This is a genomic window from Phaeobacter italicus, assembly GCF_019801785.1.
GTDB lineage: Bacteria > Pseudomonadota > Alphaproteobacteria > Rhodobacterales > Rhodobacteraceae > Phaeobacter > Phaeobacter italicus.
In genome coordinates this window covers 378,463-392,295 of the sequence record NZ_JAHVIJ010000005.1, presented here as the reverse complement: position 1 = coordinate 392,295, position 13,833 = coordinate 378,463, and the positions used below count along the sequence as shown (strand labels likewise).

Here is a 13,833-nt window from a genome sequence, read left to right as displayed (position 1 = left end):
CAGCCCGCGTGATCCGCTGGATCATCTGGCGATCTCCTTTCAGGGGCCTTCGTCCAATCCGGGAAAAGGCCAAATTATCTTAGTGCTGCATCGCCCCGCGAACGACCGGAGCAAGAACAGGTGCAGAGCTATCCATGCAAGCTGCACCCTGCACTCCGGAACGGGCGACGCAACACACCCTTGGCGTCCGATCCCGGAAACATAGGATCGGCGTGGCTAAAATCAAACTACGCTTGAAGACACCCTATACAAGGGGAATGGCGTTTTCGTGAACTGCCCCAAGCGGCAAAAGCGCGAAAACGGACCGGTGTTTTACTGGTTCGGTGGCGGGGCCGAAGGTGTTTCGAAACCGGACCGGCGGAACAGTGCATTGACCTCGTCGGGGCGGATTGCCTCGCGTTTGTAGGCTTCCTGATAGCGATCCACCGGGAATAGCTTGAAGCGCGCAGTGCGGTTTTCGCGTTTGCGCTTTTTTGCATCCAAAGCGGCCAGATCGGTCCGCACATTGGGATCGACGCCATAACGACTTGCCGCAGAAACCAAGGCACCGTCGGATGCTGGCACACCTTCCCCCGGAACCAGAGCAGACGCGCGGCCGCCAAGCGCGGCAACGGCTTCACCTTTAGGATTGCGATCGGTCAGGTTGCCCTGGCCCGGTGTCGGTGCCGGCAGGCTGTCATAGGTTGTCGGCTCTTCCAGTGGCTTGCTTGGCAAGATCAGGAATTCGTCCGGCCCGGTGCCAGAGGGTCGCAGATCACGTAGACCTTTTTGCCCGCAGGCAGAAACGGCCAGAGCACCCATCAAAACAATAACACCAAAATGGATCCGCATGACCCGTCACTCCTGCCTGTTCAAAGGCTGTTTATCGCATTTGCCGCGTGAGGTCACGCAGGGTTTTTATGCCGCCCGTCAAATAGAATAAGCCCGGCCGCACCTGCAAAAATAAAGATGTCCGCGACATTGAAGACAAACGGATTGTTGATGCCGCAGCAAGACATATTCAGGAAATCGAGCACATAGCCAAAAATCACCCTATCCACGACGTTCCCCAAAGCGCCGCCAATCACCAGGCCCGCAGAAATCTGCATGGCGCGCGCCTGTGCAGGCAAACGCAGGATCCAGATCACCAGGGCAACACAAATCACCAGTGACAGACCAATGAGGATCCATCGTGTCGTATCCGTCCCGCCGCCAAACAGACCAAAATTGATGCCGGTGTTTTCCCCGTAGCGGAACCGCAGCAGAGGCGGGAAAACGTCAACGGAGAAGCGACTGGGCAGATCCATAACCTGTATCACCAGATATTTGCTGAGCTGATCCAGTATCAGCGCCAGTGCTGCTGCCCAGACCATCATCTTCGCGCGCATACCCACTTCCTTTTGCCTCGTCCCGTCTGCCCCTATCGGGGCTCTATATGCAAAAGCCGGGCAATGAATTGCCCGGCCCGTTGTTCATTCACTCAGCGATCAGTGGCGGAAGTGGCGCATACCGGTAAAGACCATCGCGAGGCCTTTTTCGTTTGCCGCCTTGATCACCTCATCGTCGCGCATAGAACCGCCCGGCTGAATTACGCAGGCACCACCTGCTGCGGCCGCTTCCAACAAGCCGTCCGCAAACGGGAAAAACGCATCCGACGCGACGGCGCAACCTTTGGCAAGGCTTTCTTCGAGGCCCAGCTCGGCGGCCATGCGACCAGCTTTTGCAGCTGCGACGTTGGCGCTGTCCAGGCGGCTCATCTGACCTGCACCAACCCCGACGGTCGCGTTGTCTTTCACATAGACAATTGCGTTGGATTTGACGTGTTTGGCGACTTTCCACGCGAACAGCATATCTTGCATCTGCGCATCTGTGGGTGCCTTTTCAGTGACCACTTTCAGGTCTTCCATGCCGACGTAACCAACATCCTTGTCCTGGACGAGCACACCGCCTGCCACCTGCTTGTAGGCCACGATGGGCTTGCGCGGATCCGGCAGACCATCGGTCAGCAGCAGGCGCAGGTTCTTCTTGGCGGCGAAGATCTCTTTTGCCTCATCCGAAGCACCAGGTGCGATCACCACCTCGGTAAAAATCTCGACGATTTTCTGCGCGGTTGCCGCATCCAGCGGCTGGTTCAGAGCGACAATGCCGCCAAAGGCAGATGTGCGGTCACAATCAAACGCCTTCTGATAGGCCTCGACCAAGGTGGCACCTTTCGCCACACCACAGGGGTTTGCGTGTTTGATAATCGCCACGGCGGCGCTGTCGGCCGGGTCAAACTCCGCCACCAGTTCATAGGCCGCGTCAGTGTCGTTGATGTTGTTGTAGGACAGTTCCTTGCCCTGCAGCTGGACAGCCGTCGCGACACCCGGACGGTTGGTCCCGTCGGTATAGAACGCTGCCTGCTGGTGGCTATTCTCACCATAACGCAGGGTCTGTTTCAATTCACCGGCAAAGGCACGGCGGCGCGGGGCCTTCTCTTCAATCGCCGTCGCCATCCAGTTCGACACTGCCGCGTCGTAGGCTGCGGTACGGGCATAGGCGATCTGCGACAGGCGCTGACGGAAGGCATATGTTGTCTGGCCGTCATTTGCGTCCAGCTCAGCCAGCAGCGCCTCGTAGTCCTGCACGTCGGTCACAACGTTCACAAACAGATGGTTCTTCGATGCCGCACGGATCATCGCCGGACCGCCGATATCGATGTTTTCGATCATCTCGTCATAGTCTGCGCCCCGTGCCAACGCCGCCTCAAACGGATAGAGGTTCACCACCAGCAGATCGATGGCGCCGATGCCGTGCTCGTTCATCGCAGCGACATGGGTGTCGTTGTCCCGCAGGGCCAGCAGACCACCATGCACCATCGGATGCAGGGTCTTGACGCGACCGTCCATCATCTCCGGAAATCCTGTCACGTCGGAGACGTCTTTCACGGTCAGCCCTGCATCACGCAGCGCTTTGGCAGAACCACCGGTTGAAAGCAATTCAACACCACGCGCAGCCAGCGCCTTGCCCAAATCAATCAGGCCGGTCTTGTCGGATACGGAAAGCAGCGCACGGCGTACGGGGTGAAGGTCGGTCATGGCAGGGCAGGTCCTTTTCAGGCTCAGTCGATTAACGCGGGGTCGTCCCGGTTCAGGTCTCGCACGGCAACGGCAGTTTCCTGCGCTTTACTGAGCGTCCACCGGATGCGCGTTGCATAGTTCATTGCCCGCCCGGAGAGAACGATCTGTTTTGCCGCACGCGGCTTCAAGCGGGTCTTTTCCAGGTAGACACTGGGTTCCAGCTTCAGTTCGCAGGTCCCATCATGACGGAACACCCAGATTTCCCCGCTCTTGAGCGCCATGGATACCGCTGCGCCGCCCAAGTCAAGAGCCGCGTCCACATCAGGGTGCAAATGTAGCCGGATGTCGAACCCAACTCCGCCCAAAGATTGGGCATCCATTGCCTTGTCAAAGCGGCGCTTGTTTCGGGTATCTATCGCCAGCAGCATGTCCTCGCCTGCCAGTCCCCGACCGTCCACGGCCAGCTCCAATGTGCGAGCATGGGTCAGGCCAAAGAGACGTTCGTAGCCATTATGCCCGCCCTGAAAGCGATAGCCGTCTTCCAGATCCGACACTTCCAGCGGCACGGTGTCCGGTGCCTCGACCATGATCTCATGACCGCTGCCGCGTTCCGGCGAAGACAGGCGAGCGCTGGAATGCCCTTCAATACACAAGGTCGAATGAGACGGCGACGCCCGACCGGCGCGGCGCCATTCAACGCCAAACGTTTCCCCCGACCCGCAGTTGACAATCAACGGTCGCCGTCCGGATGTCAGCTCGAACGCAAGTGTCGAGGCATGCCCATTCCAGGATGCGCGTCCTTTTGGCGGTACAGAAGCGTCTATGATCACCGAGGTGCGACGCGCCGACAGCCGTGCGTAGCCCATCGCCAGCCCATCGGCGTGGCGCGACGTGACATGGCTGGCTGCAAGCGCATGATCCAAGCGACCTTCCAATCCGCGCCCGCCTCCGTGGAAACGCGCAAGCCCGCCGTCGCTGTGGCGCAGAGTCCGCAAGGTTGGGGCAATACGTTCGATCGCCTGTGTCTGTGCGGCTGGCACGCCGCGCCCTGCATCCACCAGGGCCGCTGACGCCCAGGTCAGAAGTGTGAAAACCTCCAGCAGCTCTTCGGGGTTGCGCGTAGGCAAGCCCCCCTGCTCGTCAATCTGGCTTGCGCATTCTTCGGCCAGAGCCTTCAGCGCGGGATCCACCTGATCCTCGTGCCCCTTCAAAGCAAGCCCTGCATAGATCAGCCCAGTCAACGCCTCGAACCTTGGCAAGCCGGGAGACGCCCCCTGCCAACGCTTGGACAAGAACCAGGTCTGCCGCGACAATGCCTGAAAGAAAGCCTGCGACTGAACAGACGTGCGGCCAGACAAGAGGAACAGCGCATGATTGATCCAGCGGATCACCCTGCGCCCGGTGAGATCCGGAGACCAACCCGGCCCCTTGCCAGTGCCATAGGCATCAATCCAGCCCCAGACCCACAGCTGCGCCTTTTCCCGCGCCTTGAAGTCACCGACAGCAGCAAGATCATCCAACCAGGCGAACCCGTGCCGCTCGGCATCAAATGCCACATCCGGAGCCGCCACATCCCAGAGTGCGGTGGTTGGCGATTCCACCAGATAGCCCGCAAACAAAAGGTTGCCGGCCACCAACTGGCGACCCCTTGCAAAACTGCCGATCGTGCGCGGCTCTGGCTGAGACACAAATTCTGTCGCGCCCGGCTGGCGCCGGGAGCGTCTTGCATAGTAGCGGTTCAGCAATCGTGTGCCACGCCGCGCCATTCTGTCGTATCTGGACATGCTCTCTTGCCTCACGCCGTTGGAATGGTCCGGGGCGTTTTGGCCTGAGCATAGCGACGCAAATGCGCCAAGTCACCGATAATGCGGCACTCTCTTGTTTCCAGAGGCAACAAGCCGCCACCCACTGGCGGCAGCCCAATCGTTCAGGAGGCTTTGCGCAGCTCCGCCAAGTAAAAACCATCCATGCCGCCAAGCTCCGGCCAGTAGTCCGGTCGCAGACGCAGCCCCCCCTCCTCGGTGATCCAGGCAGGATCGATACCGGCCAGATTACGCAGCCCTTCACCAACCTGCATGTCCGGGAACATGTCGAGTGCATCCTCGATTTGGCACTCTCCCTCGTCCGGCAGAAGTGAGCAGGTGCAATAAACCAGGCGCCCTCCCGGTTTCACGAGGCTCCAGGCGTGGGCAAGCATCTGGGCCTGCAACTCGATCAATTCGCCAAAGCCGCTGCCGTCCTTGGCATGAGGCAAATCCGGATGGCGGCGAATGGTGCCCGTCGCAGAGCACGGCGCGTCCAGAAGCACGGCGTCATATTGGCCGGTCTCTTCCAGCGCATCGCCGACCACAACTGTCGCGCTCAGGCCTGTCCGTTCCAGGTTTTCCCGGAGCCGCGCCATCCGGCCCTCGGACTGGTCCACCGCCGTCACATCAGCCCCCGAGGCAGCCATCTGCATTGTTTTGCCCCCTGGAGCGGCGCAGAGATCAAGCACCTTCTCTCCCGGTTTGGCCGCGAGCAACTGCGCCGGCAGGGCAGCGGCGGCGTCCTGGACCCACCAATTGCCTTCTGCAAAACCGGGCAGGTTAGAGACCTGCACGGACCCATGCAGGCGATAGGACCCCGTGGGAAGCTTCACCGCATCATGAGCAGACAGATCCACCCCCGGTTTCGCGGTGAGATCAAGAGGCGCACCAGCCGCATGTGCGGCTTCGATCTCCAGCATTGCCGGAGCCCCCCAAGCCTGCGATAGCGGACTGCGCAGCCATTTGGGCAGGCGCGGCACCCGCAATTTGGCCCATTCTGCCGGCCCCTGGTCTGCCACCTTGCGCAGGACCGCGTTGACCAGCCCCTTCAGCTTGCCATGGCGTTTGTGCGCTGCAACGATGTTGACCATCTCGTTGACCACACCGTGTGCAGCACCGCCCTGACACAGTTCAACCGTTCCGATACGCAATGCGTTGTGCACCATCAGCGGCGTCGATTTCTTGAGGTGTTTTTGCAGAACGCGGTCAGCCCTCTCAAGATTGCGCAGGGTATCGGCTGCGAGCCGTTGCGCACGGGCGCGATCTTCGGGGGCGAGTTTGTCCAAGGCCCCTGCTGCATAACATTCCGACAGCAGCCTGCCCTCTCCCAAGACCTGATCCAGCAGGTAGATGGCACGGCGGCGGGCGTGGGTTCCATTGGACATTGGCGTCTCCTGATGCGGGCAGCGGCGGCATGGGTTGTCGCCAGCGGACGCGGGCGTATATCATAGAACGTGAACAAAGGAACCCGGCATGAGCGACGCTGATATATCCAACATCGAAAACCTGCCTCCCGCCGCCCAGCGCGCCCTGGCAGAGGCTGCAGAACGACGCAAGGCCGCAGAAGCAGAGCGTCAGTCCCAACCAAAGGAACTGGGTGGGCGAGACGGCCCGGACCCCGCGCGCTATGGCGACTGGGAGAAAAAAGGCATCGCCATCGATTTCTGAACGGCCTCAGCAGAGGCCGCCCAATCTATATCGCGGGACTTGATCAGAGCCCCAGCACATCCACCATGTCGTATTGACCGGGCTCCTTGCCCAGGCCCCACAGCGCGGCCTTGACCGCGCCACGCGCAAAAATCGCGCGATCTGTGGCGAGGTGGCGCAAAACGATCCGTTCACCTTGACCAGCAAACAGCACGTCATGCTCTCCCACGATGTCACCGCCGCGGATTGCGCTAAAGCCGATATCGCCACGCTTGCGCGCGCCAGTGATACCGTCGCGCCCGCTGTCACTGACCTCTGACAGGCTGACACCGCGCCCTTCGGCCGCAGCTTCACCCAACATAAGGGCGGTACCAGATGGGGCATCAACCTTGTGGTGATGATGCGCTTCGATGACCTCGATATCGAAATCCTCATCCAGTGCAGCAGCAACTTTCTTGGTCAGCTGCACGAGGAGGTTCACACCAAGGCTCATGTTGCCGGCACGCACCTGTGCACAATGACGCGATGCCGGTTCCAATTGTGCGATCTGTTCGTCGCTCATGCCCGTGGTTCCGATCACATGCACGGCACGGGCCTGCGCAGCAAGGTCGGCAAAGGCAAGCGTGGCTTCCGGGCCGGTGAAATCGATCACAGCCTGAGCCTTGGAGAATGCCTCTAGTGCATCATCTGTGACGGTGACGCCGACCTCGGCCCCGCCCATGGCGGCTCCGATGTCCTGTCCAACCCACTGATGACCGCTGCGTTCGACCGCACCTACCAGCCGGGCAGACGGGTTATCGAGGATTGTGCGGATCAACATCTGGCCCATACGCCCGGAGGCCCCTGTCACCACGATGCCGGGAATGTCGGTGCTGGTCTCTGCCATCGGATCGCTCCTTGCTTGGTTCTGCGCTTGGTTCTGCCGGACCATTGCCCGGATCTCTGTGCTGGATTTCTCCTACCCGCTTGCGCTGCGCTTGGCAAAGCCCCGCTTTCGGCATACATCGAAGGTATGGCTAAGAACAAACTCAATGAGGGCGCAGGCCCCTCCCAACGGCAGCTTCGCGTCGGCGAATTGATTCGTCGTGCGCTGTCAGAGATTTTCACCCGCGGCGACATTCATGACCCGGATCTGAACCGCATGTCGATCACCGTCGGCGAGGTGCGCGTGACCTCTGACCTGCGCATCGCGACTGCCTACGTGCTGCCGCTTGGCGGCAAGGGACAGGACGAGATCCTGAAGCTGATGGCCCGCAACAAAGGCGAGCTGCGCCGGATGATCGGAAAAAAGCTGGGGCTGAAGTTCACGCCCGAACTGCGCTTCCAGTTGGACGAGACCTTTGACCGGATGGATGACACCCGCCGCATCCTGTCCCAGGACGCGGTGCGCCGCGACACCGGTCAGTGATCGCACGGGCGGTGGCCGTGGTGCTGGCCCTTTGGGCCGCACCAGTGGCAGCGGTGGATTGCCGCGACATCGCCTATGACGGGAACCGCTACACAATCTGCGAAGTCGACGCTGCCCAGGACAAGCTGCAGCTGTTTCTGCGAGACGGGGATGGCCAGATCTACGGGCATTTCTCCACCCTCGAAGACGATCTGAACAACCGGGGCAAAGTGCTGAGCTTTGCGACCAACGCGGGCATGTATCACCGCGACCGCTCACCGGTTGGGCTTTACCGTGATGGTGACACAGAAGAGATGCGGCTGGTCACAAACCCAGGTCCTGGAAATTTCGGCCTACTGCCTAACGGAGTGTTTTGCATCGGTGACACCCGGACCGATGTGATTGAAACCCTGACATTCGATGCCACACAGCCTGATTGCCGTTATGCAACGCAATCGGGCCCGATGCTGGTCATTGATGGGGAATTGCATCCCCGGTTCTTGCCCGATTCGACGTCGTATTTCATTCGCAATGGTGTCGGCACCAGCGCCGATGGCCAGCGGGTGGTTTTTGCCATTTCGCGCAATGCCGTGACCTTTCATCAATTCGGGCGTCTGTTCCGGGATGAACTGAACCTGCCAAATGCGCTCTATTTTGACGGCAACATCTCACGTCTGCACGCGCCCCAGATCAACCGAAGCGATGCCGGCTTCATGATGGGGCCAATTGTGGGAGTAGTGGAGCCTGCAACGGACAACCCGGATGCCGACGACGCGACCAACTGATGTAGCTGGCTGATTGACAGGCCAGCGAGGCTGGGCTAACTCGCCCGCCTCTCACTCATAGACGCACGATCGGGGTACGACATGGGACGCAAACGCAAAGGGCGCGATATTTCCGGCTGGCTGGTAGTCGACAAACCTGCGGGGCTGACGTCCACAGCTGTCGTAAACAAGGTACGCTGGGCCTTTGACGCTAAGAAAGCAGGCCATGCGGGCACACTTGATCCAGAGGCAACTGGCGTATTGGCTGTTGCCCTGGGAGAGGCGACAAAAACCGTGCCCTACATCACTGACGCCCTAAAGGCCTATACCTTTACCGTGCGCCTTGGTCAGGCGACCAATACCGACGACGCCGAAGGCGAAGTCATCGCCGAAAGCAGTGACCGGCCCAGTGATGATGCCATCAAGGACGCGCTTTTGCCGTTTCTGGGAGAGATCCAACAAGTCCCACCGAAATTTTCGGCGGTCAAGGTTGATGGCCAGCGCGCCTACAAGCTTGCACGCGACGGGGAAGAGATCGAACTCGCTGCACGCCCCTTGTGGGTCGAAGAGCTGATTCTGGTCGATCGCCCCGACCCCGATCACGTCGTGCTGGAAATGACATGCGGCAAGGGTGGTTATGTCCGCTCCATCGCGCGCGATCTGGGCGAGGCGCTGGGATGCCACGCTCACGTGAAATGCCTGCGCCGCATCTGGTCTGGTCCATTTGATGCGGAGGACGGGATCAGCCTTGAAACGCTGGACGACCTTGCGAAATCCCCCGAGCTCGACACCTATCTGCGCCCGCTCGAAGAAGGGCTAGCCGACCTGCCGGAACTGACCTGTACCCCGGAAGGGGCCAGCAAACTGCGCAACGGCAACCCCGGCATGGTATTGGCTTCGGATGTGGAATACGGCGAAGAGGCTTGGGCCTCTTACGAGGGGAAAGCAGTCGCTGTGGGTCAGTACAAATCCGGTCAACTGCACCCAAGTCGGGTGTTTGTCGGCTGACATGCCCGTGTTTGGCCCGGCCCCGAGTTGACAGCCGGGTACCAGACCGGCACCACGGATGCCATGATCACACGTACCCACACCAAGGGCGATGCCCCATCGACCGCAGTCTATTCGGACTGTGAGCGTTACAGATACAGCCTGACCCGCATCTGGGATGCTGCGGGCGATCGGGTGATGTTTGTGATGCTCAATCCCTCCACCGCAACCGAAGTACAGAACGACCCGACGATTGAGCGCTGTGAACGGCGGGCTCGGACGCTTGGGTTTGGTGGGTTCTGCGCCACCAATATTTTTGCCTTTCGCGCGACCGATCCCCGCGACATGAAACAGGCTGATGATCCGATCGGACCCGATAATCTCGATGCGATCCTCAACGGTGCGGCCTGGGCAGATCAGGTTATCTGTGCTTGGGGGACCCACGGCGCCTTTCGCGATCAGGGCGCTGCGGTCGCCAATCGCCTCGCGGGGGCGGGAAAGCCCCTGTTTCATCTGGGGCTGAGCAAGGCAGGTCATCCCAAACATCCGCTCTACATCCGCTATGCGCAGCAGCCTGAGCTTTGGGATCATCCACACAGCTAGCCAAAGCACAACGTAGCAACGCTCTGCTAACCAATGTTCTCCGTTTGTTTTGATTGCAACTATGACGTGTGCAAGGATGACGGCCTGTGATCCATCTGCTCAAAGGGGCGTCTGATGTTGATGCTGGCCGCACTGCTGGGAATGGCTGCCGTTGGGGGCTTTCTCCTGTTTGACGAGGCTGACGCTACCCCATCCGACACTGATGACGATACCCAGGACCGTGACGCGCCAGACAATTCCCCAGCCGAGCAGCCAACCATTCCGATGGAAGAATTCCTGATCACTGGAAGCGACGGTAGCGATCACCTATCCGGAACAGAACTGCCCGACCGCCTACAGGGCCTAGGAGGCAACGACCAGCTAAACGGATATGGCGGCAATGATGATCTGGCGGGCGACGACGGCGATGACAGACTGTTTGGCGGCACAGGGGATGACACCCTTTCCGGTGGCAACAATTCCGACCTGCTGCACGGCGAGGGTGGCAATGACCTGATCAATGGGGGCAATGGCGTTGACACGCTTTACGGCCATTTCGGCAATGACCACCTTTCAGGCGACGAAGGCGACGACGTGGCCCACGGTGGCGTTGGGCAGGACACGTTGACAGGTGGCAGCGGTGCAGATGCGCTACACGGCAATGACGGGGGCGACAATATCAGTGGGGGCGCCGATCAGGATAGCCTGTTTGGTGGAGGCGGCGACGATCTGCTGAACGGCAGCGACGACGGTGCCCAAAAGGACTATCTAAACGGCGGCGAGGGCAATGACACGATCATCGCTGGAGCAAACGATGTGGTCACAGGAGGCCAAGGCGCCGATCATATCGTATTTGCCCAAACAACCATCGAACCGCGGGTGACGGATCCGGATCACTCTGATGAGACCACCACTCAGCTGGAGCTGATTGATTTTGAACCCGGCGAGGACCAACTGGCTCTCCATTGGGATCATGACGGCAACACAACACCAAGGGTGGAAGTCAAGCTGCAAGAGGGCAGCACAAACAGCCACGTCATCTCGATTGATGGGCAGGAAGCGGTGGTTGTTATCGGCCCCGACACTCTCCAGGCATCTGACATAACCCTTCTGGATCAGGATCAGGCGGCAAACCTGGGCCTGGCTGGGGATGCGCCTGCAAACCCCAGCTGAAACCACAGCCAGATGTAGGCGGCACCTGCGGCACGGATCGCCTACGCGATTCTCTTTGCGTTTCTTTCAGAATCTGCATATATGCGCGTCTTGTTCCAAAGCTGGTCCGCCCTTTCACACGAGCGCGGCGCAGCGGAGGACACCTCCATGGGCCTGCGCTGGACGACATCCCGGCCTGTGCCATTCACACAAACCTTTAAAGGAGACCCCGATGTCGATCACTGCTGAAGAAAAAGCACGCCTGATGAAAGAATTCGCAACCAAAGAAGGCGACACCGGTTCCCCGGAAGTCCAGGTTGCAATCCTGACCTCGCGCATCAACACCCTGACCGAGCACTTCAAGACCCACAAAAAAGACAACCACGGTCGTCGCGGTCTGCTGAAGATGGTTGCTCAGCGTCGTAAGCTGCTGGACTACACCAAAGCCAAAGACGTGGCCCGCTACCAGGACCTGATCAAGCGCCTGGGTATCCGCCGCTAATCGCGTCGGTTTACCGGTCAAAGACAACGCCCGCTTCCATGGAAGCGGGCGTTTCTTCTTTGGAGGCCTGGTTGCCCTGCTTAGGCTGCTGCACTCGAGGCAACAGAGGCCTCCTGTTCCGTCGCGATCGGCTGGAGCGAAATCCCCAATTGCTCCAGAATACGCACCCGGCGGGCTGCAAATGATTGTGCCCGGACCTGCAAGACGGCGATGTTCTCCTCCGCCGTTTCAAGCACTTTTCCGTCCTGTTCCAACCGCTGCCCCTGGGGTGCAAGGATCTGCCAGGCAAACAGCGCCCAGCTTTCCGGGGTCTCATGCCCCTCACTGCGCGCAAGGAGGAACAGCTGCTCCATCCGGTCAACCGCCACGCCGCCACCGGTGACCGGTGATGCAAGGAACGACAGCTTCTGGGTTTCCTCGGACTGTTTGCAAACCGCCAGATTGAACTGACGACACCCTTCAGACCGCTCTGCAATGCCGTCCAACGGCAGGCAAGGAACGATAAAGCCCGCCCCGACAAGATATTTCATCATCCGGGTGATATCAGCCCACTGCATCGCACCAAAGAGCCCCTGCGCGAGCAAATCGCGTACGGTCGCCGGACCCTCGGAGAGTTTCTGCAGGACCGGATCATAGTCGAGCCCTGTCATGTCGACCTCCAGCCCGCGCCACGTCATCTTGACCGGGCCCGTAGAATAACGGCGCGCCAGCGCAAATGGCGTAGCAAACCACGCGCCAACAGCCCCCCGTTCGGTAAACGGAACGCCGCCTTTCACAAACAAATCTGCCCGAAATTGTTCGTTGAGCATGACATCACGCAGGGATTCACGTCGGACCTGATCACATTCGTTATCAAGGATCTCAAGTTGCGCCTTGCTCATGCACAGCTCATCCATCTGATCAAGCAGGTTGGCCGCACCCAAGTAGTCAAGCTTGGCCTGCCCCATGTCTGCCGCGACATCAGCGAAATGAAACGGCGTCCAGTCTTTGTTGAAGAACTCATGTGCAAGGTAGTTGCGAGGCATAGCCCGCATCTTGGTCAGTCGGGTCACCTGATCTGGGTTATAAGCGAAAAAATCTGCGCCGGATTTGCGTAGGGTTTCGGCAAAGGCAATGGCATCATCAATCCGTTTTTCAAGCGGGCCGGTTCCGCGCTCGGCATGGTCGGTGAGGATCCGACGCATTGGCATCGCCGCCGCCCACCCTGGTTGAGTGTTGAAACTCGCGTAGACCACACCACCCGGTTTCAGATGTTTGGCGATGAAATCATAGACCAACTTTTGATTGTCCCGTGAAACCCAGCTCAAGATGCCATGCAGCGCGATCACGTCAAACTCGCTCGGCAGACCGGGAGAGCCTGCAAAATCCGCAAACGAGCGCTCATAGAAGTGGACATTTTGAACGCCGCCCTGTTCGGCCAGCGCCCGCGCCTCCGCAATATGTGCTGGATTGAAGTCCATCGCATGTACGTCAATGTGCGGATTTGCTGCTGCAATCACATTGGCCGTGAACCCCTGACCACAGCCCAGCTCGCAGTAGCTGAATGTTTCGCGACCAAACGGATGCTGGACCCCCTTTGACAGGGCCGCAAGCCCCATGCGGGTTGGCGTCATCGCATGGAAGAAATCGTAGGTATAGCCAATTTCGGCTACATAGCCGGAAGTCCAGTCGTTCATTTAGCACCTTCTGCTGCTGATGAGGGCATGCGCCCTTTTGATCAGCAATTTGGCTAAATTTATTGATGATCCCGTTAACGGCTTCGCAGTTCACAAAGTTGTCAGGAAATCGCCCCATCAACGGCGCACGCGCTGAACCCGCGCCGGCGCTTTTCCTTTCAATCTGTGGAAAAATCCTGTATGCGCCCCCCATCTGAGACGATGTGCCGAGGCCCTGGCACGCGAAGAAAGATAGATTGGGCCGGCGGCAATGGGGCCGCCACGCAAACGGGAGACCCGGAGGGCCGGGAGCG

At 59.6% G+C, this 13,833-nt stretch carries 14 protein-coding genes; 7 read left to right on the top strand and 7 right to left on the bottom strand.

Going from position 1 to position 13,833, the window contains the following annotated elements:
* Nucleotides 1–312 precede the first annotated feature (312 nt).
* From KUV39_RS14560 to KUV39_RS14540, 5 genes are all read right to left on the bottom strand, one after another.
* Complete coding sequence (locus KUV39_RS14560; RefSeq protein WP_222460110.1) at nucleotides 313–831, bottom strand: DUF3035 domain-containing protein; 519 nt, start codon at nucleotides 829–831, stop codon at nucleotides 313–315.
* Between the two features lie 53 nt (nucleotides 832–884).
* Complete coding sequence (gene lspA / locus KUV39_RS14555) at nucleotides 885–1,367, bottom strand: signal peptidase II (protein WP_046211720.1); 483 nt, start codon at nucleotides 1,365–1,367, stop codon at nucleotides 885–887.
* Between the two features lie 99 nt (nucleotides 1,368–1,466).
* Nucleotides 1,467–3,056 (bottom strand): bifunctional phosphoribosylaminoimidazolecarboxamide formyltransferase/IMP cyclohydrolase, encoded by a 1,590-nt coding sequence (gene purH / locus KUV39_RS14550; RefSeq protein WP_008561913.1) that lies wholly within the window; start codon nucleotides 3,054–3,056, stop codon nucleotides 1,467–1,469.
* A 23-nt stretch (nucleotides 3,057–3,079) separates the two neighbouring features.
* On the bottom strand, nucleotides 3,080–4,822 hold the full coding sequence (locus KUV39_RS14545; protein WP_046211722.1) for a heparinase II/III family protein: 1,743 nt from the start codon (nucleotides 4,820–4,822) through the stop codon (nucleotides 3,080–3,082).
* Between the two features lie 143 nt (nucleotides 4,823–4,965).
* Entirely contained in the window at nucleotides 4,966–6,228 is a 1,263-nt protein-coding gene (locus KUV39_RS14540) for an RsmB/NOP family class I SAM-dependent RNA methyltransferase (protein WP_222460109.1), read from the bottom strand.
* A gap of 88 nt (nucleotides 6,229–6,316) precedes the next feature.
* On the opposite strand from KUV39_RS14540, the gene KUV39_RS14535 reads away from it, so the two are divergent.
* Entirely contained in the window at nucleotides 6,317–6,511 is a 195-nt protein-coding gene (locus KUV39_RS14535) for a DUF1674 domain-containing protein (RefSeq protein ID WP_222460108.1), read from the top strand.
* A 43-nt stretch (nucleotides 6,512–6,554) separates the two neighbouring features.
* Here KUV39_RS14535 and dapB read toward each other — a convergent pair whose 3' ends face one another.
* A complete protein-coding gene (gene dapB, locus KUV39_RS14530; RefSeq protein ID WP_046211805.1) occupies nucleotides 6,555–7,376 on the bottom strand; it encodes a 4-hydroxy-tetrahydrodipicolinate reductase in 822 nt (273 codons plus the stop codon).
* 126 nt (nucleotides 7,377–7,502) lie between these two features.
* On the opposite strand from dapB, the gene rbfA reads away from it, so the two are divergent.
* From rbfA to rpsO, 6 genes are all read left to right on the top strand, one after another.
* On the top strand, nucleotides 7,503–7,898 hold the full coding sequence (gene rbfA, locus KUV39_RS14525; protein ID WP_008563212.1) for a 30S ribosome-binding factor RbfA: 396 nt from the start codon (nucleotides 7,503–7,505) through the stop codon (nucleotides 7,896–7,898).
* Complete coding sequence (locus KUV39_RS14520; RefSeq protein ID WP_336512826.1) at nucleotides 7,895–8,662, top strand: phosphodiester glycosidase family protein; 768 nt, start codon at nucleotides 7,895–7,897, stop codon at nucleotides 8,660–8,662. Before rbfA ends, KUV39_RS14520 begins: the two co-directional genes overlap by 4 nt.
* Before the next feature lie 81 nt (nucleotides 8,663–8,743).
* Nucleotides 8,744–9,649 carry a tRNA pseudouridine(55) synthase TruB gene (truB, locus tag KUV39_RS14515; RefSeq protein WP_222460107.1) on the top strand — a complete coding sequence of 302 codons (906 nt, stop codon included), beginning with the start codon at nucleotides 8,744–8,746 and terminating at the stop codon, nucleotides 9,647–9,649.
* Between the two features lie 63 nt (nucleotides 9,650–9,712).
* Nucleotides 9,713–10,231: a DUF1643 domain-containing protein gene (locus tag KUV39_RS14510; protein ID WP_222460106.1), complete on the top strand. Its 519-nt coding sequence runs from the start codon at nucleotides 9,713–9,715 to the stop codon at nucleotides 10,229–10,231.
* Nucleotides 10,232–10,345: 114 nt separating this feature from the next.
* Nucleotides 10,346–11,383, top strand: coding sequence for a calcium-binding protein (locus KUV39_RS14505; RefSeq protein WP_222460105.1), 1,038 nt, complete (start codon nucleotides 10,346–10,348; stop codon nucleotides 11,381–11,383).
* Nucleotides 11,384–11,594: 211 nt separating this feature from the next.
* The gene (gene rpsO, locus KUV39_RS14500; protein ID WP_008561536.1) at nucleotides 11,595–11,864 is read left to right on the top strand and encodes a 30S ribosomal protein S15; all 270 of its coding nucleotides are present in this window, start codon (nucleotides 11,595–11,597) and stop codon (nucleotides 11,862–11,864) included.
* 80 nt (nucleotides 11,865–11,944) lie between these two features.
* Here rpsO and KUV39_RS14495 read toward each other — a convergent pair whose 3' ends face one another.
* Complete coding sequence (locus KUV39_RS14495; RefSeq protein WP_222460104.1) at nucleotides 11,945–13,540, bottom strand: methyltransferase regulatory domain-containing protein; 1,596 nt, start codon at nucleotides 13,538–13,540, stop codon at nucleotides 11,945–11,947.
* Nucleotides 13,541–13,833: the final 293 nt, after the last annotated feature.

What these genes read in the sequence shown, in the direction of transcription:
- KUV39_RS14560 (WP_222460110.1), bottom strand. Translation starts at nt 831, where the DNA reads ATGCGGATCCATTTTGGTGTTATTGTTTTGATGGGTGCTCTGGCCGTT.
- lspA (WP_046211720.1), bottom strand. Translation starts at nt 1,367, where the DNA reads ATGCGCGCGAAGATGATGGTCTGGGCAGCAGCACTGGCGCTGATACTG.
- purH (WP_008561913.1), bottom strand. Translation starts at nt 3,056, where the DNA reads ATGACCGACCTTCACCCCGTACGCCGTGCGCTGCTTTCCGTATCCGAC.
- KUV39_RS14545 (WP_046211722.1), bottom strand. Translation starts at nt 4,822, where the DNA reads ATGTCCAGATACGACAGAATGGCGCGGCGTGGCACACGATTGCTGAAC.
- KUV39_RS14540 (WP_222460109.1), bottom strand. Translation starts at nt 6,228, where the DNA reads ATGTCCAATGGAACCCACGCCCGCCGCCGTGCCATCTACCTGCTGGAT.
- KUV39_RS14535 (WP_222460108.1), top strand. Translation starts at nt 6,317, where the DNA reads ATGAGCGACGCTGATATATCCAACATCGAAAACCTGCCTCCCGCCGCC.
- dapB (WP_046211805.1), bottom strand. Translation starts at nt 7,376, where the DNA reads ATGGCAGAGACCAGCACCGACATTCCCGGCATCGTGGTGACAGGGGCC.
- rbfA (WP_008563212.1), top strand. Translation starts at nt 7,503, where the DNA reads ATGGCTAAGAACAAACTCAATGAGGGCGCAGGCCCCTCCCAACGGCAG.
- truB (WP_222460107.1), top strand. Translation starts at nt 8,744, where the DNA reads ATGGGACGCAAACGCAAAGGGCGCGATATTTCCGGCTGGCTGGTAGTC.
- KUV39_RS14510 (WP_222460106.1), top strand. Translation starts at nt 9,713, where the DNA reads ATGATCACACGTACCCACACCAAGGGCGATGCCCCATCGACCGCAGTC.
- KUV39_RS14505 (WP_222460105.1), top strand. Translation starts at nt 10,346, where the DNA reads ATGTTGATGCTGGCCGCACTGCTGGGAATGGCTGCCGTTGGGGGCTTT.
- rpsO (WP_008561536.1), top strand. Translation starts at nt 11,595, where the DNA reads ATGTCGATCACTGCTGAAGAAAAAGCACGCCTGATGAAAGAATTCGCA.
- KUV39_RS14495 (WP_222460104.1), bottom strand. Translation starts at nt 13,540, where the DNA reads ATGAACGACTGGACTTCCGGCTATGTAGCCGAAATTGGCTATACCTAC.